Raw genomic sequence first — 23,230 nt, 5'->3', positions numbered from 1 at the left:
CTCAGGTCCCCTGGTAGGCCTGCGCCAGCTGGGGGACGACCGCGTCGAGAGCCGTGGGCAGGCTCAGCGGGCTGCCGAAGCCGAGCGCGGAGGCCACGTCGGTGTCGAACCCGCCGAGGTAGACGACGTGGCCGTTCTTCACCGCGTCCAGGCTCTGGAACAGCTGGTCGCCCGCGAGCTCCTCACGGGTGGGCCCGAAGACGACGATCGCGTCCTTGTCGATCTCGGAGATCCGCTCCGGGCTCAGCGGCGTCGAGTCGCCCTTGCCGCCCACGTCGAGACCGAGGCCGGTGAACACCTGCGTCCGCAGGTCGTCGGTGCCGAGCTTGTAGATCTGGCCGTCGACCACGAAGTCGATGCCGAGGGTCTTGCCGGCGAACTGCGGGTTCTCGGCGCGGGCCGCGGCGAACCTGGCCTCGACGTCGGCGATCGCCTGCTCGGCCTGTGCGCTGCGGCCCAGGACCTTGCCGGTCAGCCGGGTCTGGTCCTGCCAGCCCATGGCCGCGTTGTCGGCGGTGGGCTGGGCGACGACCGGGGCGATCCGCGACAGCGTGTCGTAGTCGCTCTGGGTCATGAACGAGTAGATGCCGAGGATGAGGTCCGGCTGCAGCGCGGCGACGCGTTCGATGTCGATCTCGTTGCCGCCGACCTGCGGCGGGGTGGCGCCGTTCAGCGCGGCCTGGGCCCAAGGGCGCTTCGACTCGTCGTACTCGCCGATGTTGTCGCGGACCCCGACGGGTACGACCCCGAGCGCGAGGGCGAAGTCGACGTCGTTGAACCCGACGGTGACGACGCGTTCCGGCTCGGCCGGGATCGTCGTCTCGCCGAAGGCGTGCTGCACGGTGACGGGGAACGTGGCGGCGCCGGGCGGTGCGGAGCCGGGTGGTGCGGTGCTGGGCTGTTCGCTGCTGGAGCATGCGGCGAGCGCGACGGCCAGGACGGCGGTGAGCGCGGCCGCCAGCAGGCGGGCGGGGGAGCGGGTCATGGGGCCTCCCATCGACGGTGAGCGGTGGTGATTCGTCCCTTCCTGCCGCTGAAGTTAGCCTGCCCTTATGGTCGGGGCAGCGTCGAGGTCGCCCGAACCGTCCCGGCCTCGGCGCACAGCCGTTCCCACAGGGCCTCGACGTGGGTCGCCTCCGTCGCGACGCCGCCGACCGCGACCCTGATCACGTACCGTCCGTCGAGGACCGTGTGGGTGACGAACGCGGCACCGGAGGAGTTGACGCGCTCCAGGACGGCCCGGGTCACGGCGTCGTCGGGGCCCCCGTCCGCTCCCACGTACCGCAGGCACACGAGCCCGAGCGTCGGCGGCGCGGCCAGGACGACACCCGGCTCGGCGCGCACCCGGCCCGCGAGCGCGACCGCGGCGGCGACGTGCCCACGCAGGTGCGCCCGCAACCCCTCCAGACCCAGGGCGTGCACGACCGCCCACAGCTTGAGCGCCCGGAACCGGCGGCCCAGCGGCACCTGCCAGTCCCGGTAGTCGACGACCGCGCCCGACTCCGACGCGGCGTTGCGCAGGTACTCCGGCGTCACCGACAGCGCCGCGGGCAGCGCCGCCGCGTCCCGCACCCACAGCAGGGACGCGTCGAACGCCGTGAACAGCCACTTGTGGGCGTCGGTGCAGAACGAGTCGGCGAGCCCGACACCGTCGATCACGTGCCGCAGCTCGGGACACAGCCCGGCCACCCCCGCCCACGCGGCGTCGACGTGCAGCCACGCCCCGTGGGCCGCCGCGACCGGCGCGATGTCGCGGACGGGGTCGACCGCACCCGTGCCCGTCGTCCCGACGGTCGCGCACACCAGCACCGGCGCCAGCCCGGCAGCGACGTCGGCGGCCATGGCCCCGGCGAGCGCCGCGGCCGACATGGCCTGCGTACCCGGGACGGGGTCGACGACGCGCAACGCCCGCGCGCCGAGCCCGGCGACCCGCACCGCCTTGGCCAGCGACGAGTGCGTCTCGGCGGTGACGTAGACGCGTTCGCGGCCGTCGACGCCCGTCTCGCGCCAGCCGGGGCGCACCCGGTGCAGCGCGGCGAGCAACGCCACCAGCGCCGCCGACGACGCCGAGTCCTGGATGACGCCGCCGCCCCCGCCGGAGAACGTGAACGCCTCGCCGAGCCCGAGCGCGCGGGCGAACCCGTCGAGCAGCACCTGCTCGGCCTCGGTGGCCGCCGGGGAGGTGGACCAGAGCATCCCCTGGGCACCGAGCGCGCCCGAGAGCAGGTCACCGAGCAGCGAGGTCAGGGACGAGTTGGCGGGGAAGTAGCCGAAGAACGCGGGATGCTGCCAGAGCGTGCTGCCCGGGACGACGACGCGGTCGACGGCGTCGAGCAGCGTGTCCAGGGGTTGCGGCGCCTCGGGGAGCCGGCCGTCCGGGAACGCCGCGCCGGGCTGCGACAGCGCCGTCGCGACCTCCCCCGGACCGACCGGCGGGACCACGGGCAGGCCCGGTAGGCCGGCGCGGTGGTCGGCGACCCAGTCGACGTACGCGTGCCCGAGTCGGCGGAACTCCTCGGTCGTCAGGTCCGGCTCGGGCACGGCGATCCCTCCGGGGCTCGATGATTAGGGTTGCCAAGTGTCCGACACGTCCGGAGGGTCCGTCGATCCGGACGTCCCCGACGGTGCAGCACGGCTGCGCCTGCTCCAGCTCTCCGCGCTCACCAGCACCGTCGACCGGTTCGCCATCGCGCCCCTGCTCGTCGAGATCGCCCGCGGGTTCGACGCCTCGCTCGTCGCCGTCGCGGCCGTCGCCAGCGGATACTTCCTCGCCTACGGGCTGATGCAGCTCGTGTGGGGCCTGCTCAGCGACCGGCTGGGCCGCGTCCGCGTCATGCGCATCGCGCTGGCCGGGCTCGCCGTCGCCGCGCTCGCGTCCGTCCTCGCGCCGAACCTGGCGATCCTCGCCGTGGCCCGGGTCGTCGCGGGCGCGACCGCGGCCGCCCTGATCCCCACGACGCTCGTCTACATCGGCGACACCTGGCCGATCGCGGTCCGGCAACGGGCCCTGTCGGACCTGCTCGCCGCCTCGGCCGTCGGCACCGCGGTGGCGACGATCGGGGCCGGCCTCGTCGCCGAGCTCGTCGGCTGGCGGGCGGTCTTCGGGCTGACCGGCGCCGCGGCCGTCGTCCTGTGGTGGGCGCTGCGCAGGCTGCCCGAGCCCGGCCGCGACGAGCCGGGCCCGCTGCTGCGCCCGCTGCGGCTGGTGGTGCGCCGCGGCTGGGCCTGGGTCGTGCTGACGCTCGCGCTCGTCGAGGGTGCCGTCGCCCTCGGCGCCCTCACCTACCTGGCGCCGTCGCTGCAGGCCCAGGGCTGGTCGTCGGGTGTCGCCGGGCTGGTCGCCGCCGGCTACGGCATCGGCGCGCTGCTGACCTCACGGGTCGTGCGGCGCCTCGTCGGCCGGGTGCCCCCGGCCGGACTCGCCGCCGTCGGTGGCGCCGTCCTGGCCGTCACGTGGATCCCCACGACGGTCTCGGTGACCGTCGTGACCGTGCTCGCGTCCGGCCTGCTGCTGGGCATCGCCTGGGCGTTCCTGCACACCACGCTGCAGACTTGGGCGACCGAGGTCGTGCCCCAGGCCCGTGCGGCGGCCGTCGCCCTCTTCGCGACGGTGCTGTTCCTCGGCAGCTCCGTCGGCACCGCACTCGTCGCCCCGCTGGCCGACGCGGGCGCGTTCGACACGGTCTTCGCGATCGCGCTGGCGGTGTCGGTGCCCCTCGCGGTCGTGGCGGTCGCGGCGCGGGCCCGCTACGCGCGGGTGACCTGACGCTCGGGTGGGGCTTTTCACGGTCCGGCGGGGCCACCGCTCCGGCAGAGTGACCCCATGATCGCAACAGACCGCGAGCGCAGGGTCGCGCTCGTCACCGGCGGCTCCCGCGGGATCGGCCTCGACATCGCCCTGCGCCTGGCCGGGGAGGGATTCGCCGTCACCGTCGCCGCCCGCAAGGAGGCCGGCGTCGCCGCGGCCGTCGCGCGCATCGAGGAGCAGACCGGCGCCCCGGCGTTCGGTGTCGCCGCCGACATGGCCGACGAAACCGCCCTCGGCACGCTCGCCACGGCGCACGCGGACCGGTTCGGCCGCCTCGACGTCCTCGTCCTCGCCGCGGGCCTCGGTGCCGAGGAGCCCGTCGGCGCGATCCGCACGACGGCCTACGACCTCCAGATGAACGTGAACCTGCGCGCCCCCGTGCTCCTCGTGCGCGAACTGCTGCCGCTGCTGCGCACCACCGCCACCGCGCACCCGGAGCACGGCAGCCGCGTCGTGGCCCTCTCGTCGATCACGGGTGTCGCCGCCGAAGCGGGACTCTCCGTCTACGGCGCCACGAAGGCCGCGTTGCTGTCGTTCTGCGAGACGTTGTCGCTCGAGGAATCCGGGAACGGTGTGAACGCGACTGCCGTCGCCCCCGGATACGTCGACACGGACATGACGGCACATCTGCACGGACGGCTCGAACGCGAGTCGATGCTCGGTGTCACCGACGTCACCGAAATGGTGCTCGGACTGACGCGCCTCTCGGCCCGTGCGGTGGTGCCGAGCATCGTGATCAGTAGAGCCGGTTCACAGCTCTGGCGCGCCTGAGAACGTACCCGGGGTGACACTCGGGAGCCGCGGATCGGTATTTGCTCGATGAATGAGGTGCCCAGTGTGCACCGATGTGCGCCGGGCCGGTTCAGTGGTTCTTGCGGTAGGCCTCGAGAACATTGGTGGGGATGCGGCCGCGCTCGGAGATCTTCATGCCCTGCCCGACGGCCCATTCCCGGACGGCCTGGTTCTGCTCGCGGTCGGAGGCGGCCCGGACCGGACCCGACCCCGTACGGCGCGAAGGTGCCCGACGTGCCGCATTGATGAACGGGTCGAGGGCGGAGCGCAGACGCTTCACATTCGCGGACGACAGGTCGATCTCGTACGACTTCCCGTCGAGCGCGAACTCGACCTGTTCGTCGGCCTCGGAGCCGTCGAGGTCGTCCACCAGCGTCACCGTCGTCTGCTTCGCCACGGGTAACCCTTCACGATGTAACCGGCATGCGGACAACTCCGAACGGAACGGGGGTTTCCAGCGGAGTGCTGTGCATGCACATGATTTCTTCCTCCGGTAATCGTAATGGAGTCCGCCGCCGAATGTCGAATGGGGGTCGGCACGAGTAGCCGAGTCCAGCAGTTCACCCGGTGCGCGGCACAGAACACCCCACGTACGGGAGGTGCGCGGCGTCACGCGCACGCGGCGCATCCGGGTAATCCGGGCGAATGGCGGCGCGCACCCGAGGAAAGGGACAGCCGATGACCGACCACGGGCACGAGTAACGCCGTTCATGTGGATGAGTGGGTCGCGCGATCAGCGTGCGGACGCAACGGCTGTGGCCCGCCGCGGTCAGCGCCCCGCGACGGTCACCGCGATCTCGCCGCCGAGCCGGAACCCGCCGGTCAGCGGGAGGCGGTCGCCCGACCAGAACCGGCCCGGGTCGTACCAGTTCGGACGGTGCACGGTGTCGAGCAGACCCATCTCCTCGTAGGTCACCGCGACGACCTCCGCGCAGTACGCCGTCTCGAGGCCGGGCTCGGCGAGGGCCACCCCGGGCGCGGCGTCGGAGCCGGTCCCGGCATCCGTGCGGCGCAGCACGTCGAGCACCCGGCCCTCCAGGAGGTCGCGCAGCGTGGCCGTCGCCCCGTCGCGCGCCCGCACCGCCGCCCGCACCGCGCCGGGCATCCGTCCCCGCGCCCAGCGCGACGCGAGCCGCGCCGTCGATGGGAACGGGGTGCCGTCGAGGCGCGCGACCGTGCGCAGGGCCGCGTCCTCGTGCTCGCGGCCGACCGTCGGCTCCAGCTGGCGCAGCCACGCCCGCTGGCCGTACCGCTCGTGCCAGGTGACGACGGCGTCGCTCAGGTCGTGCAGCTGCACGCCCCGCTGGTGGCGGCCCGTCCACACGTCGGGAAGGGACCTGCCCAGCTCGGCGTGCCACATCAACGGCGGCAGGTCGTCCACGACGATCGCCATCCCGACGTGGTTGACCGGCGAGTTCGTGAGGTTCTGGATCGCGCGGTCGGCACCGCTGCGGCCCCGGAACAGCCACACGTCCCCGGTGCGGGTCAGGTCGACGGCGCGGTCGAGGGAGATCGTGGTGCCGGTCACGGCCGCATACCCTAGGCGGGTGCGCTGGTGGAAATGGGCAGGACTGGCCGGGCTCGCCGGGGTCGCCGCGACGGGTGTCGTCGCCGCCCGTGACGAGCGGCGCCGCCGCGCTTACACCCCCGACGAGATCCGGGAGCGGCTGCAGGCCCGGGTCGCCGAGGCAGTGGAGCGGGATCCGTCGGGGGCACCGCCGGAGCGGTGAGGCTCACATCGGGCAACGGCCCCCGGTTCTGGCAGTGTCCGGAGGATGCAGCCCGACCTCTCGTTCGAGCCGTTGACACCGGTGTCCTACCTCGACCGGGCCGCCGCCGCGCACGGTGACCGCGTCGCCGTCGTCGACGGGGACCTGCGGCTGACCTACCGCCAACTGCACGACCGCTGCCGCCGCCTCGCGGGCGGGCTCGCCCCGCTGGCGGGTGGGCGGCCCGTCGCGTTCCTCGCCCCGAACACGCACGTGCTGCTGGAGTCGAACTTCGGGGTGCCGTGGGCGGGGTCGCCGCTGGTCGCGATCAACACCCGGCTCTCGGCCGGGGAGGTCGCCTACATCCTGGAGCACTCCCGCGCGGCGGTACTGGTGCACGACCCGGTCTTCGACGCGCTCGTCGACGACGCGTTCTCGCGCGTGTCCGGGGAGCCGCCGGTGCGGATCCGGGCGGGGCAGGAGTACGAGGCCCTGCTCGCGGGGGCCGAGCCGCTCGCGGTCACCCCCGACGACGAACGCTCGCTGCTGTCGGTCAACTACACCTCCGGCACCACCGGCAAGCCCAAGGGCGTCATGTACCACCACCGCGGCGCCTACCTGCAGGCACTGGCCATGGTCGGACACACCGGGCTGTCGCCGTCGGCGGTGCACCTGTGGACGTTGCCGATGTTCCACTGCAACGGCTGGTGCTTCCCGTGGGCGGTCACCGCCGCCGCGGGCACCCACGTGTGCCTGGACAAGGTCGACCCGGCGCGGGTGTGGCAGCTCATCCGCGAGGAGGGCGTCACCCATCTCAACGGCGCCCCCACCGTGCTGTCGATGCTCGCCTACGCCGACGAGGCCGGCGACGGCGTACCCGGTGACCGGGTCGTGAAGGTCGCCACCGGCGGGGCGCCGCCGTCCCCGGCGATCCTGCGGCGGATGGCCGAGCTCGGTTTCGACGTCACCCACCTCTACGGCCTCACCGAGACCTTCGGGCCCGCCATGATCTGCGACTGGCGGCCCGAGTGGAACGGCCTCGACGGCGGCGAACAGGCCCGGCTCAAGGCCCGCCAGGGCGTCGGCAACATGATCGCGTGCGCGATCCGCGTCGTCGACGAGAACGGCGCCGACCTCCCCGCGGACGGGGCGTCGGTGGGGCAGATCGCGTTGCGCGGCAACAACGTCATGCTCGGCTACCTCGACGACCCCGAGGCCACCGCCGCCGCGGCCCCCGACGGCTGGTTCCGCACCGGCGACCTGGGCGTCATGCATCCCGACGGCTACGTCGAGCTGCGCGACCGCTCCAAGGACGTGATCATCTCCGGTGGCGAGAACATCGCCAGCGTGGAGGTGGAGCAGGCCATCGCCGACCATCCCGCGGTGCTGGAGGTCGCGGTCATCGCGGTGCCCGACGAGCGCTGGGGCGAGGTCCCCGCCGCCTACGTCACCCTCCACTCCGGGGCGTCGGTCACGCAGGAGGAGATCGTCGAGCACGTTCGCGGGCGGCTGGCCCGGTTCAAGGCCCCCAAGACCGTCGTGTTCGGGGAGCTGCCCAAGACCTCCACCGGCAAGATCCAGAAGTTCGTGCTCCGCGACAAGGCCTGGGCGGGCGTGGAGCGCCGCATCCAGTAGCCGCTGTGAGCGGCAATAGTCGCTGTAGCGACTATTGCCGCTCACGAGGGTCGAGCGCTCGACCCCGGCGCATCGCGGCCCGCGCCGTTGCGCTGATCGGAACGGGTGTTCCGCGGATCCGGGCCCGCGGTGAGAAGGTGGGGCGCATGACCCTGCAGGACAGTGGGCAGCGGGAGACCGGGCCGCGGGAGTCCGTGGACTTCTCCCTGACCGACCGCTACCGCCCCGGCACCGGCCCCGTGCTGCTCACCGGCGTGCAGGCCATCGCGCGCCTGCTCGTCGAACAGCACGCCGCCGACGCCCGCGCCGGGCTGCGCACCGCGTCGTTCGTCTCCGGCTACCAGGGCTCGCCGCTGGGCGGACTCGACAAGACCCTCGCCGCCGCGCCCGAGCTCGTCGAGACCGCCGGGCTCACCTTCGTGCCAGGGGTCAACGAGGAGCTCGCCGCCACCGCGATCTGGGGCAGCCAGGTCGAGGTGCCCGGCCACGGCCGGACCGTCGACGGCGCCGTCGGCGTCTGGTACGGCAAGGCCCCCGGCGTCGACCGGGCGGGCGACCCCCTGCGGCACGGCAACATGTGTGGCGCCCACCCGTCCGGCGGCGTCCTCGTGCTCGCGGGCGACGACCCGAGCTGCAAGTCGTCGACCATCCCCTGCATCTCCGAACGGACCCTCCACGGCTACGGACTGCCCGTGCTCTACCCGTCGAGCGCCGCGGACATCGTCCGGCTCGGCCGCTACGGGGTGGCGTTGTCGCGGGCGTCGGGAATGTGGGTCGGCATGAAGATCACCGCCGACGTCGCCGACGGCGTGTGGACCCTCGACGCCGACTGCGGCGACGTCGACATCACCGTGCCCGACCTGGAATGGGAGGGGCGACCCTGGGAGTACCGGCAGGTCCCGACGCTCGTCCCGCCCGGCTCGCTCGACGCCGAGGCGCAGCTCTACGGGCCGCGGCGCGCCATGGTCGAGGCGTTCCTCGAGGCCAACCCGGTCAACGCCGTCGAGCTCGACACCCCCGGCGCGTGGCTGGGGATCGTCGCCGCGGGCAAGGCGTTCACCGACACCCGCCAGGCGCTGCGCGACCTGGGACTCGACGACGACGGCTGCCGCCGCGCCGGAATCCGGCTGCTGCGCATGGGCATGGTCTCGCCGGTGCAGCGCAGCGTCCTGCGTGAGTTCGCCGAAGGCCTCGACACCGTGCTCGTCGTCGAGGAGAAGACACCGTTCCTCGAGACGGGGGTGCGGGACGCGCTGTACGGGCTCGCGTCGGCGCCGGTCGTCGTCGGGTCTGCCTCCGGTGACGGGCGCCCGCTGGTGCCGGTCGCGGGGGAGCTGACCGCGGGGGTGCTGACGGGGCCGTTGCGGCGGGTGCTCGCGGGCCGGGTGTCCCTGCCTGCCGAGGCGCGGCCGCTTCCGTCTCTGGAGCTGCTACCGGTCGCTCGGACTCCCTACTTCTGCTCCGGGTGCCCGCACAACCGGTCGACGGTCGTCCCCGACGGCGCGGTCGCCGGCGGCGGCATCGGCTGCCACGCGATGGTCGCGCTCACCCACCGGCCGGTCAGCGAGGTCTCGTCGATCACGCAGATGGGCGGCGAGGGCGCGCAGTGGATCGGGCAGTCGCCCTTCACCGACGCCCGGCACATGTACCAGAACATGGGCGACGGCACCTTCGCCCACTCCGGGCAGCTCGCCGTGCAGGCCTGCGTCGCCGCCGGGGTGTCGATCACCTACAAGCTCCTCTACAACCGGGCCGTCGCCATGACCGGCGGGCAGGACGCCGAGGGCGGGCTCGAGGTCCCGGCGCTCGCGGCGAAGCTGCTGGCCGAAGGCGTCACCCGGGTGCTCGTGTGTGCCGACGAACCCTCCCGCTACCGATCCCTGCCGCCGCTGCCCCGCGGCGTCGACCTCTGGCACCGCGACCGTTTCGACGAGGCCCAACGCGTGCTGGGGGAGACCTCCGGCGTCACCGTCCTGATCTACGACCAGCGTTGCGCCGCCGAGTCGCGACGGCTGCGCAAGCGCGGCGAGCTCGCCGTCCGGCCGATGCGCGTCGTCATCAACGAGGAGGTGTGCGAGGGCTGCGGCGACTGCGGGGTGAAGAGCAACTGCCTGTCCGTGCAACCGGTCGAGACCCCGCTCGGGCGCAAGACCCGCATCGACCAGTCCTCCTGCAACACCGACTACTCGTGTCTCGACGGGGACTGCCCGTCGTTCGTGACCGTTCTTTCGTCCGAGACCCGGGCCACTGCCGGCGAACGCCCCGCACCGCCCTCGGTACCGGCTGCCGTCGTCGCCCCGGCCGGGGACGTCTTGCTCGCCGGGATCGGTGGAACCGGGATCGTGACCGTCAACCAGGTGCTCGCCTCGGCCGCGGTCCACCAGGGGCTGGCCGTGCACGGCGTCGACCAGACCGGGCTCTCGCAGAAGGCCGGGCCCGTCGTCTCGCACCTGCGGATCGCCGCGTCGGAGGCCGCGCTCGGGCCCGCCAACCGGGTCGGGCCCGCCCAGGCGCGCTGCTACCTGGCCTTCGACGCGCTCGTCGGCGCCGACGCGCGCAACCTCGGCTACGCCTCGCCCGACGACACGACGGCCGTGGTGTCGGTCTCGCCGATGCCGACGGGGGCCATGGTCCGCGACGCGTCGGTCACCGCACCTTCTCCTGAGGCGCTCGTCGCGCGGATCGCCGGACGGTGTGCCGACGTCGTGGCGCTCGACGCCTCGGGGGCCGCGGTCGCCCTCTTCGGCGACGCGATGCCCGCCAACATGCTGCTGCTCGGCGCCGCCTGCCAGGCCGGTGCACTGCCCATCAGCGCAGAGGCGATCGAGTGGGCGATCGGGCTCAACGGCGTCGCCGTCGCCGTCAACACCTCCGCGTTCGGCTGGGGCCGGGTGGCCGTGGCGGACCCCGCCGCGTTCGCCGCCGCCGTCGGCGCACCCACCGCCGCGCCCGCTCCTCGCGTGCCGCCCGCAGGCCTGGGCCTCGACGTGCTTCCCGACGCCGTGCGTGAGGTCGCCGAGGACCGGGCCGCGCGGCTCGTCGGGTTCCAGTCGGCGCGGACCGCCCGCGAGTACGCCGCGGTCGTCCGCGAGGCCTGGTCGGCCGAGTCCGCGGCCGGGGGGCAGGGCGAGTTCACCGACGCCGTCGCGCGCGGTCTCTACAGGCTCACCGCCTACAAGGACGAGTACGAGGTCGCCCGGCTGCTCACCGACCCGGTCTTCGAGGCTGCGCTCGCCGCCGAGGTCCCGGGCGGTGCCGGTATGCGCTACCGCCTGCACCCGCCCGTCCTGCGGGCCGCCGGCCGTTCGACGAAGATCGCGCTCGGGCCCTGGATGCGGCCTGTGCTGCGCACGCTCGCCCGCGGCAAAGCGCTGCGCGCGACGCCGCTGGACCCCTTCGGCCGGACCGCTGTGCGCAGGCTCGAACGCGCCCTGCGCGACGAGTACCGCGCGACGGTCCGGGGCCTCGCCGCCACGCTCGACCCGGACTCGCTGCCGACGGCCGTGGAGGTCGCCCGCACGGCCGATCTCGTCCGCGGGTACGAGGACGTCAAGCTCGCCGCCGTCGAGCGCTACCGGGTGCGACGGGCCGAGCTCGGCCACCCCGTCTCCCCACTTGACGGGACAGACCCCGCTCGTTCCTGATCTCCCGCAGGTCACGCGTCCGACCGGTCCCCGGACGACGACCGGTCGGGCGGTGTGGCGCCCGTCCCGTCCGCGCTGCAGAGGGCGACTGGTCGTCACCGTACGTGTCTGTGAATCGGCGCCATGCACGTCTCGGAACGGTGAACGGCCGGTGAATGCGACGGCGTTTCTGTGCGACGCGCCGGGTCGGCCGCTCACCGCGTCACTCGATCCGGTTGCCTCAGCAACGTCCCGGATCTGCAACCCGCCCCGTCTGCCCGGGCTAGCGTCCCTCTCGGATCGCATCACGGCGCGGTCACGGAACGGACACGGATCGAACCCCCGATCGATCCACCCGCCCCCACGGGACGTCCGGCCGCGGCGCAGGATCCGGAAGGAAAGTCGTGTCACGGCATCGCTCCCCCAGTGGCCGTCGCGCGCACCCGAAGTCCTCGTGGCCCGTCCTCGCGACGGGCCCGGGGACGGGCGGTGCGCACCGCGCCACACCCCTGTCAGGCGCGCTCCCCGCGCGCATCATCGCGACCGTCCTCGCCGGCGGCGCCGTCGCCGTCACGGCCCAGGCCGTGTACAGCGGCGCCCTGTCGCCGCCCGACGTCACCGCCCTGCTGAGCACCGGCACCTCCGTCGGCGGCCCGTCGGGCGCGCCGGGCGCCGACGTCACCGGTCCCGTCACGGGCGCCGACGTCGCGGCGCTCGCGTCGGACGACGCCCCCGCGATCTCGCCCGACGTCCTGCAGGTCGTCTCCGACCGCGGTGCCGACCTCGTCGCCTCCACGCAACAGCAGGTCGACGCCGCCCTCGCCCGGCAGGCCGCCGCACAGCAGGCCGCCGCCGCGAAGGCCGCCGAGGAGGCCCAGGCCAAGGCGGAGGAGGCCAAGCGCGCCGTCCAGATCGTCACCGGCCGCGTCAGCTCCGGCTTCGGCATGCGCGGCGGCGTGATGCACGCCGGACTCGACATCGCGGCGCCCATCGGCACCCCCATCCGCGTCCCGATCGACGGTGTCGTCATCAGCTCCGGGCCCGCCAGCGGCTTCGGGCTGTGGGTCCGCGTGCAGCACGCCGACGGCACGATCACCGTGTACGGCCACATCAACCGGTCGATGGTGCAGGTCGGGCAGAAGGTGACCGCCGGGCAGCAGATCGCCGAGGTCGGCAACCGCGGCCAGTCCACCGGCCCGCACCTGCACATCGAGGTCCAGACCCCCGGCGGGCAGAAGATCGACCCCCGCGGCTGGCTCAACTCGCACGGCTTCCGCTACCAGTGATGCGGTAGCCGTTCCGGCGCCGGGTTCGCGGCCGGCCATCGCGAGCCGGGCGCACGTCCCCCTCGCAGCCAAGCAGGGCGCCCCGACAGGACTGGTGCGAACGGCCGCGGGTGTTCCGGTTCATCCACATCGTGCGTCCCGCAAGGGGTCCGCGGCGGGGTTGTCCACAGGGGTCGGGCGGGCGCGCCCGGGCGTCGGCCCGGGCCCGCACGATGGCGCCCATGACCTCCGCAGGACCCTCCCGCTCGGCCCGCCACCCCGCCGGCCGCCGCACGCCCACCTCGGTACGCGGGCCGGGCGAGCTCGTCGCCGCCGTCCCCGTCCTGCTCGGGTTCCATCCCGAACGCTCGCTGGTCGTGGTGTCCACCCACGGCCCGGGCCTGCGCACCGTCGGAGTGACGCTGCGTGCCGACCTACCGGGCCCGGACAACCCCGACGACGTCGACGAGCTGTGCGACATGGTGGCGCGCTGCCTCGTCGATGCCGCCGGCCCGGGGCCGCTCGGCGCGGCCGTCGTCGTCGTGGACGGCCCGGTCGACGGCGGACCCGCCCCGGGGGTACCGGACCTCGTCGACGCCGCGGCCGCGGCCCTGCTCGCCGCGGGCGTGAGCGTGGTCGGTACCCGGGTGTGGACAGCGGCGACGACGGCCGGCGCCGCCTGGGCGTGCACGGACCCCTGCGGGTGCTCCGGGACGGTCGCCGACGCGCACGCGCTGCCGCTCACCGCCGCGGCCGTCGTCGCGGGGGCGGTCGTGCGGGCGTCCCGGACCGAGATCGTCGCGTCGCTGCAGGCTCCCGACGTCGAGCGGCTGCGTCGCCGCGCCGCGCTGTTCGACCGCGAGCTGGACCTGCACGCCGCGTCCCTCGACATGACCTCGGCGCAGGCCGCACTGGAATCCGCCCTCGGCGCCACCGCGGCCGCCACCCTCGTCCTCGACGACGCGCGCGTCCTCGACCTGGCCGTCGCGCTGCAGACACCGGAGGTGCGCGACGCGGCCCTGCGCGAGTGCATCGGCCCCCGCGCGGCGACGGCCGAGCAGCTGTGGGCCGCGCTCGTCCGCGAGACTCCCGAACCGGAGTCGGCCGAAGCGGCGGCGCTGCTCGCCGTCGCCGCGCTCGCCCGCGGCGACGGGGCGCTGGCCAACATCGCGGTCGACCGGGCCCGGCAGGCCTGGCCCGGACACCGGCTCGCCGAGGCGCTGGCCGAGGCCCTCGCGAACGGGTTCGGCCCGGCCCAGGTACGGGCGTGGCTGGCCGACGGCCAGTGGTGACCGCCCTGGTCGGGCGTCTCGCCGCCGGGAGCCGCGCGAGGTCAGCTCTGCTGTCGCTGCTGCGTGAAGCGCCACGCGTCGCCGACCATGTCGGCCAGCGTGGTCCGGGTGGGCGCCCAGCCCAGCTCCGTGCGCGCCCGCTCGCTGGAGGCGACGAGGACAGCCGGGTCGCCCGCCCGGCGCGGGGCCACCTCGGCCGGGATCGGGTGACCGGTGACCTCCCGGCACGCCTCCACGACCTCGCGGACCGAGAAACCGTGACCGTTGCCCAGGTTGTAGATCGCGTGCACCCCCGGCGTCGCCCGGTCCAGGGCGCGCAGGTGGGCGTCGGCCAGGTCGTCGACGTGGATGTAGTCGCGCACGCACGTGCCGTCCGGGGTGTCCCAGTCGTCGCCGAACATCTGCACCGACTCACGGGTGCCCGCGGCGACCTGCAGCACGATCGGGATCAGGTGGGTCTCGACGGTGTGCCGCTCGCCGAAGCGGTCGTGGGCGCCGGCGACGTTGAAGTACCGCAGGCTCGTCGCGGCCAGGCCGTGCGCGGCCGCGTACGAGGTGATCATGTGGTCGATCGCGAGCTTGCTCGCGCCGTACGGGTTGGTCGGGCGGGTGGGGGAGTCCTCCCGGATCGGCACGCTCTCGGGCTCGCCGTAGGTCGCCGCGGTCGAGGAGAACACCAGCCTCGGGGTGGCGTGGGTGCGGATCGCCTCCAGCAGCCGCAGCGTCGTCACGACGTTGGCCTGCCAGTAGATCTCCGGCTTCTGCACCGACTCGCCGACCAGCGACCGCGCCGCGAAGTGGAGCACGCCGTCGAAGCCCTCGCCGAGCAGGTCGCCCGCGGCCTCGGCCAGATCGGCCTCCACGAAGCGGGCCCCGCCCGGGACGGCGTCGCGGTGCCCGGTCGACAGGTCGTCGAGGACGACGACGTCGTGGCCGGCCTCCAGCAGATGGGCGGCACACACGCTGCCCACGTAGCCCGCCCCACCCGTGACCAGCAGCTTCACGCGATCCTCCTCGCACGGCGACACCCGGGCGCCGCAGCCCGCGGACGCGGGACACCGACGGCGCACGCAGACGCTCTCACGTCACCGGGACGGCGTGGTGGTGGGGGACGGCCGTGGGCCGCCCCGGCGACGGTGAGCGACGATGTGGGGGTACGCGGAACGCGGCAGGGGTCAGCGGGCGCGGACGAGGACCGCGTGCGCGATCAGCGGCGCGACCGGCGACTCCTCGTCGTCGGCGACCACGGGCACCGAGTCGCCGAAGCGGGAGATCGAGCGCACCTGGACCTCGCGGCCGGGCACGATACCCGCCAGCTTCAGCTCGCCCATCAGGTCGGCGTCGACCTGGACGTGCTCGGCGATCCGGCGCACCTCGACCTTGCCGCCGCCGCGGCGGGCGAACTCGTCGAGCCGCTGCAGGCCCACCTCCAACGGAGGCGGCGCCGCCGCGTTCGACGGACCCGTCAGGTCCTGCGGCTCCGACAGCTTCCCCAGCCCGGGGATCGGGTTGCCGTACGGCGAGATGGTCGGGTTGTCGAGCAGTGCGATGAGCTTGCGCTCCACGGCGTCGCTCATCACGTGCTCCCAGCGGCACGCCTCGGCGTGCACGAGCTCCCACTCCAGACCGATGACGTCGGTGAGCAGGCGCTCCGCCAGGCGGTGCTTGCGCATCACGGAGATCGCGCGCGACCGTCCGGACTCGGTCAGCTCGAGGTGGCGGTCGCCCGCCACGACGACGAGACCGTCGCGCTCCATCCGCGCCACGGTCTGGCTGACGGTCGGACCGCTCTGCCCGAGGCGCTCGGCGATCCGCGCGCGCAGCGGGACGACACCTTCCTCCTCGAGCTCGTAGATCGTTCGCAGGTACATCTCGGTGGTATCGATAAGATCGTTCACGGGCCGGCCCCTTCGTGTCCGGTGGCCATACTATCCGTGCAACGTCATCTGCAGCGTCAGTGCATCCCGGCCGGTCAGCCGGGACTTCCGGCGCGTGGGCCCAGCCGCGACCGCCCCGCTGGCATACGGTCGGCAACCATGAGCGCCAGCAGCGCGGCAGTCGTGTGGACCCCGGGGTTCCTCGACTACCAACTCTCCGAGGACCATCCGCTCAATCCCGTCCGTCTCGACCTCACGATGCGCCTCGCGCGCGGCCTCGGGGTGCTTGACGACGTGGACCTCCTGGAGCCCGAACCGGCCACCGACGACGAGCTCGAGCGCGTCCACTCGCCGTCGTACCTGACCGCGGTCCGGTCGGCGCCCGAGCTGCCCTCCGGGGTCGGCCACGGCCTCGGGACCAGCGACAACCCGATCTTCTTCGGCATGCACGAGTCCAGCGCGCTCATCGCGGGCGGCTCGCTGCTCGCCGCGCGGCGCATCGCCGAGGGGGCCGACCGGGCCGTCAACATCGCGGGCGGCCTGCACCACGCCATGCGCGACCGGGCCGCGGGATTCTGCGTCTACAACGACTGTGCCGTGGCCATCCAATGGCTGCTCGACCAGGGCTACGAGCGGATCGCCTACGTCGACGTCGACGTCCACCACGGCGACGGCGTCCAGGCCGCGTTCTACGACGACCCTCGCGTCCTGACCGTCTCGATGCACCAGCACCCCCTGACGCTGTGGCCCGGTACGGGCTGGGCGAGCGAGCTCGGTAGCGGCGACGGCGCGGGATACGCGGTCAACGTGCCGCTCGCCCCCGGCACGGACGACGCGGGCTGGCTGCGGGCGTTCGAGGCGATCGTGCCGTCGCTGCTGACGTCCTTCCGGCCGCAGGTGCTGGTCAGCGAGTGCGGCGCCGACACCCACTCCGACGACCCGCTGGCCAACCTGGAGCTGTCCGTCGACGGGCAGCGGGCGATCTACCGCCGGATGCGCGAGCTCGCCGACACCACGGCGGGCGGCAAGTGGCTCGTCCTCGGGGGCGGCGGGTACTCGCTGTTCCGGGTCGTGCCGCGCTCGTGGACGCACCTGCTGGGGGTCGTGCTCGACCGCGACGTCGAACCCGGCCGGCCGCTGCCCGCCGACTGGATTGCCCACGCCGCGAGCCTCACCGGCCGCCCGCTGCCCACCGACATGAGCGACGGTGCCGACCCGTCGTTCGAACCGTGGGGCGGTGACTTCGCCGCGGTCGACCCGACGATCGTCGAGGTCCGCCGCGCCGTGTTCCCGCTGCACGGCCTCGACCCGGACGACCCCCGTGACTGAGCCGACCCCGTCCGCGTCGGGTTCGCGGGCCGCCACCGACCCGGCGGCGACGCCCCCGTTCGGCACCCCCGTGACCGATCCCGGCTACCCGCGCCACCGGGAGGCCGACGTCGTCGCCTCCGACGGCGGCATCCTGCACCTGCGCCCGATCGTGCCCGCCGACGCCGACGCACTGCTGGACTTCCACTCCCGGCTGTCCGAGCGCACCCGCTACCTGCGCTACTTCGGCCCCTACCCGCGCATCCCCGCACGCGACCTCGAACGGTTCACCACCGTCGACCACCACCGCCGCGTGGCGTTCGTCTGCGTGCTCGGCGACGAGATCGTCGCCGTCGGGCGCTACGAGGGCCTCGGCGACGCCCCCGGCGGGTCCGCCGAGGTCGCGTTCGTCGTCCGCGACGACCACCAGGGCCGCGGCCTCGGGTCGATCCTGCTGGAGCACCTGGCCGCGGCGGCCCGCGAGAGCGGGCTGCGCCGGTTCGAGGCGGAAGTGCTCGTCGAGAACCACACGATGGTCCGCGTCTTCCGCGACGCCGGATACCAGGTCAGCCGCGCCTACGACGGCGGCGTGCTGCACCTCGAGTTCGACATCGACCCCACCGAGCGGTCGCTGGCCGTCCGCGACGCGCGCGAGCAGGCGGCCGAGGCCCGCAGCGTGCACAACGTGCTGCACCCCCGCTCCGTCGCCGTCATCGGCGCCTCGACGGACCCGTCGAAGATCGGGCACGCGGTCCTGCTGAACCTGCTGCGCGGCAACTTCGGGGGTGCGGTCTACCCCGTCAACCCCGACGCCCGGTCGGTGCGCGGGGTGCGGGCCTACGCGTCGGTCACCGAGATCCCCGACGAGGTCGACCTCGCCGTCGTGGCCGTCCCCGCGGCCGGCATCGACGAGGTCATGGACTCCTGTCTCGCGAAGGGGGTCAAAGCGCTCATCGTCGTCAGCTCCGGGTTCGCCGACGCGGGCACCCGCGGCCTCGTCGCGGAGCGGCGCATGGTGCAGGCGGCGCGGGCACACGGGATGCGGGTCGTCGGGCCCAACGCGTTGGGCGTCGCGAACACCGCGGCGAGCGTGCGGCTCAACGCGACCCTCGCCCCGGCGCTGCCCGGCGCCGGCCGGGTCGGGTTCTTCGCGCAGTCCGGCGCGCTGGGCATCGCGCTGCTGCAGACGGCCACCCGCCGCGGCCTCGGCTTCTCGACGTTCGTCTCCGCCGGCAACCGCGCCGACGTCTCCGGCAACGACCTGCTGCAGTACTGGCAGAGCGACCCCGACACCGACGTGGTCCTGCTGTACCTGGAGACCTTCGGCAACCCGCGCAAGTTCGGCAGGCTCGCCCGCCGGCTGGCCCGCACCACCCCCGTCGTGGCGGTGAAGAGCGGCCGGCGGGTGCCGCTGCCGCTGCGGTCCTCGCGCGCGGTGCCGATCGACGACTCCAGCGTCCAGGCGTTGTTCGAGCAGTCCGGCGTGATCCGGGTCGAGACGGTCGCGCAGCTCTTCGACACCGGGTTGCTCCTCGCGCACCAGCCGTTGCCCGCCGGGCCACGGGTCGCGGTCGTCGGCAACTCGACGGCGCTGGGTGTGCTCGTCGCCGACGGTATCGCCGACGAGGGGCTCGACCTCGTCGGCGACCCGGTCGACGTCGGTGCCGCGGCCGGGCCGGAGGAGTTCGCGGCGGCGGTGTCCGCGGCGATCGGCTCCGACGACGTCGACGCCCTGGTCGCGGTCTTCGTCCCGCCGGTCGCGACCGACGGCGGCCCGCACGCGCGGGCGCTGCGGGAGGCCGTCGCGGGATCGGGCAAACCGGTGGTGACGACGTTCCTCGCCGGCGACGAGATCCCCGACGAGCTCGCCGAGCGGGGCATCGACGGCGCCCCCGGGCGGGGCTCGGTACCGAGCTTCTCGAGCCCGGAACGCGCGGTCGCGGCACTGTCGCGGGTGGTGCGCTACGCCCGCTGGCGGGCGACGCCGCTGGGCGAGTTCGTGACTCCAGAGGGCACACGCACCGACGAGGCCCGCGAGCTGGTGGCCCGGTTGTGCGCCGCGACCGGCTCGGGGCCGGTGTCCGGCGCCGCCGGAGCCGGCACCGAGCTCACCGACGCCGATGGGACAGACGCCGGCGGGGCCGGCGCCGAGCTCGCCGACGCCGAGGTCATCGCGATCCTCGACTGCTACGGGATCGGCGTCGCGCCGTTCCGGCTCGCGTCATCGGCCGACGAGGCGGTCGCGGCGGCGGCCGAGCTCGGCCATCCGGTGGCGATCAAGTCGGCGGCGCCGCGCTGGCGGCACCGCTCGGACCTGGTCGGGGTGCGGCTCGACCTCGACGGGCCGGACGCCGTCGGTGCCGCCTACGCGGCGCTGGTCGCCGAGACGGCCGAGCACGAGGTCTACGTCCAGGTGATGGCCCCGCGGGGCATGTCGTGCGTGCTGGAGGTGGTCGACGACCCGTCGTTCGGGTCGCTGCTGTCGTTCGGGCTGTCCGGGCTCGCGACGGAGCTGCTGGGCGACCGCGCGTTCCGGGTGCTCCCGGTCTCGACGGCCGACGCCGCCGCCCTCGTCCGGGCGCCGCGGGCCGCGCCGTTGCTGGCCGGGTACCGGGGCGACCCGCCGGTGCGGCTCGACGCGTTGGAGGACCTCGTCCTGCGGCTGGGGACACTGGCCGAGCAGCTGCCGGAGGTCCGCTCGGTGGTGCTCGACCCGGCGATCGCGAGCCCCGACGGGGTCGTGGTCACGAGCGCCCGGATGGTGCTCGGCCCGCCCCCGACGCGTGACGACGGAGGTGGGCCCCGCCGTCTGCGCTGACCGCTGACGCGCACCCTGTGTGCTCGGGCGCGCACGGGTCGTCGACGAACCGGGCTGGTTGGTTCGTCCGTTCCTGGTGAACCTGTCCGTTTCCTAAGAATCGTTCGCGTCGAGCAATCAATCGGGTGACACGCACGTTCTCCGGGCATGGCGACCCGTCGGCCCCTCGCGCTGCCCCTCGTGCTGGTGGCCGTCGCGGCGTCGATCGTCATGGGCGAAGCGCTCGACTCCCGGTCGGCGGCGGGCCGGGCCGCCGCCGCGGCGGCAGTCAGCGTCGCCGGCCCCGGCACGCCACCGGCGGACCCCGGCACGCCACCGGCGGACCCCGGCACGCCACCGGCGGACCCCGGCACGCCACCGGCGGATCCCGGCACGCCACCGGCGGACGCCGGGACGACGGCGCTGTCGGCCGCGGCGGTGCAGGCAGCGACCCGTGCCGTCGACGAGTACGCGACCACCACCCGTGCCACGATCGCGGTCGCGGTGCGCGACACCGGCCACGGGCAGACGTCGGTGGGCGCGGCGGGAGCCGAGCCGATCTACTCCGCGTCGATCTCGAAGCTGTACACGGTCGTCTCGATCCTGCACCGCGCCGACACGGGCGAGGTCACGCTCAGCGACGACGACCGTGACGACATCGAGGCGGCCATGACCACCAGCGACGACAACGCCATGAACGCGTTGTGGGAGCGGTTCGGTGGGCCGGCGTCGATCGAGCAGACGATCGAGCTGGCGGGCCTGACCGACTCGGCCCCACCGGACGACCCGTCGCAGTGGGGCGAGACGCTGATCTCGGCGCGCGACGTCGTCGCCGTCTACGACTACGTGCTGACCGGGCTGTCGGCGGCGAGCCGGGCCGTGGTCCTGGACGCGCTGGGTGCGGCGACCCCGGAGGGCGCGGACGGTGTCGACCAGGCCTTCGGGCTGCTCGACCCGGAGCGCGACGACGGCGCCGACGCGAAGCAGGGCTGGATGTACTACGGCTCGCGGCTGTACCTGCACAGCACGGGCCTGGTCGGCACGGGGAACCGGTTCCTCGTGGCGGTGCTGACGGTCGGCCCGACGTCGGCGGGCGCCGACGCGGGGCGGGCGGTCGTCGACCAGGCGGTCGCGGCCGCCCTCGCACCCCTGACCGCGGAATGACCCACCCCGTGCCGGGTTCGACCCGACGCTGACCCCGGCAGCGCACACGGACCGCCTGCGGCCGGTTGTCCCCCCGGCCGGCCGCAGGCACCTCCATGCCGGGACGCCGTCAGCGGCGGAAACCCACCTGCAGCGTGGGCTGCGAGGTCGAGGCGAAGAAGTCGGTTCCCTTGTCGTCGACGACGACGAAGGCGGGGAAGTCCTCGACCTCGATCTTCCAGACGGCCTCCATGCCCAGCTCCGGGTACTCGAGGACGTCGACCTTGCGGATGCAGTCCTGCGCGAGCCGGGCGGCGGGACCGCCGATGGAGCCCAGGTAGAACCCGCCGTGCGTGGCGCAGGCGTCGGTGACCTGCGTGGAACGGTTGCCCTTGGCCAGCATGACCAGCGACCCGCCGGCGGCCTGGAACTGCGCGACGTAGGAGTCCATCCGGCCGGCGGTGGTGGGCCCGAAGGAGCCGGAGGCGTAGCCGTCGGGCGTCTTGGCGGGGCCGGCGTAGTAGACGGGGTGGTCGCGCAGGTACTGCGGCATGGGCTCGCCGGCGTCGAGACGTTCGGCGATCTTGGCGTGCGCGATGTCGCGGGCGACGACGAGCGGTCCGGTCAGCGACACCCGGGTCTTGACGGGCAGCGTCGACAGCTGGGCACGGATCTCGTCCATGGGCCGGTTGAGGTCGACGCGGACGACCTCGTCGGACAGGTCGTCGGCCTCGGTGTCGGGCAGGTACCGGGCGGGGTCGCGTTCGAGCTGCTCGAGGAACACGCCGTCGGCGGTGATCTTGGCCTTGGCCTGGCGGTCGGCGGAGCAGGACACGGCGATGCCGACGGGCAGCGAGGCGCCGTGGCGGGGGAGCCGGATGACGCGGACGTCGTGGCAGAAGTACTTGCCGCCGAACTGGGCGCCGATGCCGAAGTTGCGGGTGAGCTCGAGGACCTGCTGTTCGAGGTCTCGGTCGCGGAAGGCGGACCCGTCGCCGGAACCCACGTCGGGGAGGGTGTCGAGGTAGCGGGCCGACGCCAGCTTCGCGACCTTCAGCGTGAACTCCGCCGACGTGCCGCCGACGACGATCGCCAGGTGGTAGGGCGGGCAGGCGGCGGTGCCGAGGGAGCGGAGCTTCTCGTCGAGGAACCGCGCCAGCTTCGCGGGGTTCAGCAGCGCCTTGGTCTCCTGGTAGAGGAAGGTCTTGTTGGCCGAGCCGCCGCCCTTGGCCATCACCAGGAACTCGTACTTCGGCTTCTCGCCCGGCGCGGAGTACAGCTCGACCTGCGCGGGGAGGTTGGTGCCGGTGTTGCGTTCGTCCCAGAACGACGTGGGCGCCATCTGCGAGTAGCGCAGGTTCAGCTCGTCGTAGGCCTCGTAGATGCCGCGGGAGATGGCGCGCTCGTCGTCACCGCCGGTGAGCACGGTCTCGGTGCGTTTGGCGACGACGATCGCGGTGCCCGTGTCCTGGCACATCGGCAGGACGCCACCGGCGGAGACGCAGGCGTTGCGGAGCAGGTCGGTGGCGACGAAGCGGTCGTTGGCCGACGCCCCGGGGTCGTCGACGATCGCGCGCAGCTGGGCCAGGTGTGAGGGGCGCAGCAGGTGCTGGATGTCGGTGACGGCCTGCTTGACCAGCGAGGTGATCGTCGTGGGATCAACCTGGAGGAAGGTGCGGCCGCCCAGCTCGGGCGCGGTGACGACGGTCCCCGGGTCGAGGTCGAGCCGTCGGTACTCGGTGTCGTCCGGGCCGAGCGGGAGCACGTCGATGTGGTGGAACTCGGGCATGTGAGGACCGTACTCACGGAGGCGGCCGTGCGACGTGGTCGGGAGGTCGGACCGGCCCCCGACCGGTCCGACCTCCCAGGGGAAGCGACCACCGGGGTGGGCCGGAGTCGCGAGGCCGACGGGCGGATCGCCCTGCGCCCCACCCTCCCTGACCTGGTCCGAGCCGTCAACCCGCCTGGTGTGGTGGAACCG

General features: G+C 73.9%; 17 protein-coding genes. 10 read left to right on the top strand and 7 right to left on the bottom strand.

Annotated elements, in window-relative coordinates:
• Position 1: 1 nt before the first annotated feature.
• Positions 2-985 carry an ABC transporter substrate-binding protein gene (locus PSU4_RS16900; RefSeq protein WP_147109307.1) on the bottom strand — a complete coding sequence of 328 codons (984 nt, stop codon included), beginning with the start codon at positions 983-985 and terminating at the stop codon, positions 2-4.
• Between the two features lie 65 nt (positions 986-1,050).
• Positions 1,051-2,526 carry a pyridoxal-dependent decarboxylase gene (locus tag PSU4_RS16895; RefSeq protein ID WP_222596298.1) on the bottom strand — a complete coding sequence of 492 codons (1,476 nt, stop codon included), beginning with the start codon at positions 2,524-2,526 and terminating at the stop codon, positions 1,051-1,053.
• 52 nt (positions 2,527-2,578) lie between these two features.
• Between PSU4_RS16895 and PSU4_RS16890 the strand changes: the two genes are divergently transcribed.
• Entirely contained in the window at positions 2,579-3,766 is a 1,188-nt protein-coding gene (locus PSU4_RS16890) for an MFS transporter (protein WP_147109301.1), read from the top strand.
• Between the two features lie 57 nt (positions 3,767-3,823).
• Positions 3,824-4,579, top strand: coding sequence for an SDR family NAD(P)-dependent oxidoreductase (locus PSU4_RS16885; RefSeq protein ID WP_147109298.1), 756 nt, complete (start codon positions 3,824-3,826; stop codon positions 4,577-4,579).
• 91 nt (positions 4,580-4,670) lie between these two features.
• On the opposite strand, the gene PSU4_RS16880 is transcribed toward PSU4_RS16885, so the two are convergent.
• Both PSU4_RS16880 and PSU4_RS16875 read right to left on the bottom strand, forming a co-directional pair.
• On the bottom strand, positions 4,671-4,997 hold the full coding sequence (locus PSU4_RS16880) for a histone-like nucleoid-structuring protein Lsr2 (protein ID WP_147109296.1): 327 nt from the start codon (positions 4,995-4,997) through the stop codon (positions 4,671-4,673).
• Positions 4,998-5,369: 372 nt separating this feature from the next.
• Positions 5,370-6,128: a hypothetical protein gene (locus PSU4_RS16875; protein WP_147109293.1), complete on the bottom strand. Its 759-nt coding sequence runs from the start codon at positions 6,126-6,128 to the stop codon at positions 5,370-5,372.
• Positions 6,129-6,147: 19 nt separating this feature from the next.
• Here PSU4_RS16875 and PSU4_RS16870 point away from each other — a divergent pair, with 19 nt between their 5' ends.
• The 5 genes from PSU4_RS16870 (at position 6,148) to PSU4_RS16850 (ending at position 14,124) form a co-directional block, all read left to right on the top strand.
• Entirely contained in the window at positions 6,148-6,330 is a 183-nt protein-coding gene (locus PSU4_RS16870; RefSeq protein ID WP_147109290.1) for a hypothetical protein, read from the top strand.
• 45 nt (positions 6,331-6,375) lie between these two features.
• Entirely contained in the window at positions 6,376-7,944 is a 1,569-nt protein-coding gene (locus PSU4_RS16865; protein ID WP_147109287.1) for an acyl--CoA ligase family protein, read from the top strand.
• A gap of 146 nt (positions 7,945-8,090) precedes the next feature.
• Positions 8,091-11,588: an indolepyruvate ferredoxin oxidoreductase family protein gene (locus PSU4_RS16860; protein ID WP_147109284.1), complete on the top strand. Its 3,498-nt coding sequence runs from the start codon at positions 8,091-8,093 to the stop codon at positions 11,586-11,588.
• Positions 11,589-11,971: 383 nt separating this feature from the next.
• A complete protein-coding gene (locus PSU4_RS16855) occupies positions 11,972-12,853 on the top strand; it encodes a M23 family metallopeptidase (protein ID WP_246115164.1) in 882 nt (293 codons plus the stop codon).
• A gap of 221 nt (positions 12,854-13,074) precedes the next feature.
• Positions 13,075-14,124: a DUF4192 domain-containing protein gene (locus PSU4_RS16850; RefSeq protein ID WP_186817008.1), complete on the top strand. Its 1,050-nt coding sequence runs from the start codon at positions 13,075-13,077 to the stop codon at positions 14,122-14,124.
• A 41-nt stretch (positions 14,125-14,165) separates the two neighbouring features.
• Here PSU4_RS16850 and galE read toward each other — a convergent pair whose 3' ends face one another.
• The gene (galE, locus tag PSU4_RS16845; protein ID WP_147109275.1) at positions 14,166-15,128 is read right to left on the bottom strand and encodes a UDP-glucose 4-epimerase GalE; all 963 of its coding nucleotides are present in this window, start codon (positions 15,126-15,128) and stop codon (positions 14,166-14,168) included.
• A gap of 171 nt (positions 15,129-15,299) precedes the next feature.
• The gene (locus tag PSU4_RS16840; protein ID WP_147109272.1) at positions 15,300-16,022 is read right to left on the bottom strand and encodes an iron-dependent transcriptional repressor DtxR; all 723 of its coding nucleotides are present in this window, start codon (positions 16,020-16,022) and stop codon (positions 15,300-15,302) included.
• Between the two features lie 138 nt (positions 16,023-16,160).
• Here PSU4_RS16840 and PSU4_RS16835 point away from each other — a divergent pair, with 138 nt between their 5' ends.
• From PSU4_RS16835 to PSU4_RS16825, 3 genes are all read left to right on the top strand, one after another.
• Positions 16,161-17,330 (top strand): acetoin utilization protein AcuC, encoded by a 1,170-nt coding sequence (locus tag PSU4_RS16835; RefSeq protein ID WP_186817007.1) that lies wholly within the window; start codon positions 16,161-16,163, stop codon positions 17,328-17,330.
• 70 nt (positions 17,331-17,400) lie between these two features.
• Positions 17,401-20,127, top strand: coding sequence for a bifunctional acetate--CoA ligase family protein/GNAT family N-acetyltransferase (locus PSU4_RS16830; protein WP_147109334.1), 2,727 nt, complete (start codon positions 17,401-17,403; stop codon positions 20,125-20,127).
• 147 nt (positions 20,128-20,274) lie between these two features.
• Positions 20,275-21,270 (top strand): serine hydrolase, encoded by a 996-nt coding sequence (locus tag PSU4_RS16825; protein WP_147109270.1) that lies wholly within the window; start codon positions 20,275-20,277, stop codon positions 21,268-21,270.
• A 109-nt stretch (positions 21,271-21,379) separates the two neighbouring features.
• Here the strand turns inward: PSU4_RS16825 and PSU4_RS16820 are convergent, their stop codons facing one another.
• Entirely contained in the window at positions 21,380-23,038 is a 1,659-nt protein-coding gene (locus PSU4_RS16820; RefSeq protein WP_147109267.1) for a fumarate hydratase, read from the bottom strand.
• Positions 23,039-23,230 lie beyond the last annotated feature (192 nt).

This window comes from Pseudonocardia sulfidoxydans NBRC 16205, assembly GCF_007989085.1.
GTDB classification, from domain to species: Bacteria; Actinomycetota; Actinomycetes; order Mycobacteriales; family Pseudonocardiaceae; genus Pseudonocardia; species Pseudonocardia sulfidoxydans.
Note: the sequence above shows the minus strand (reverse complement) of the source record. Positions and strands in the feature narration are given on the sequence as shown.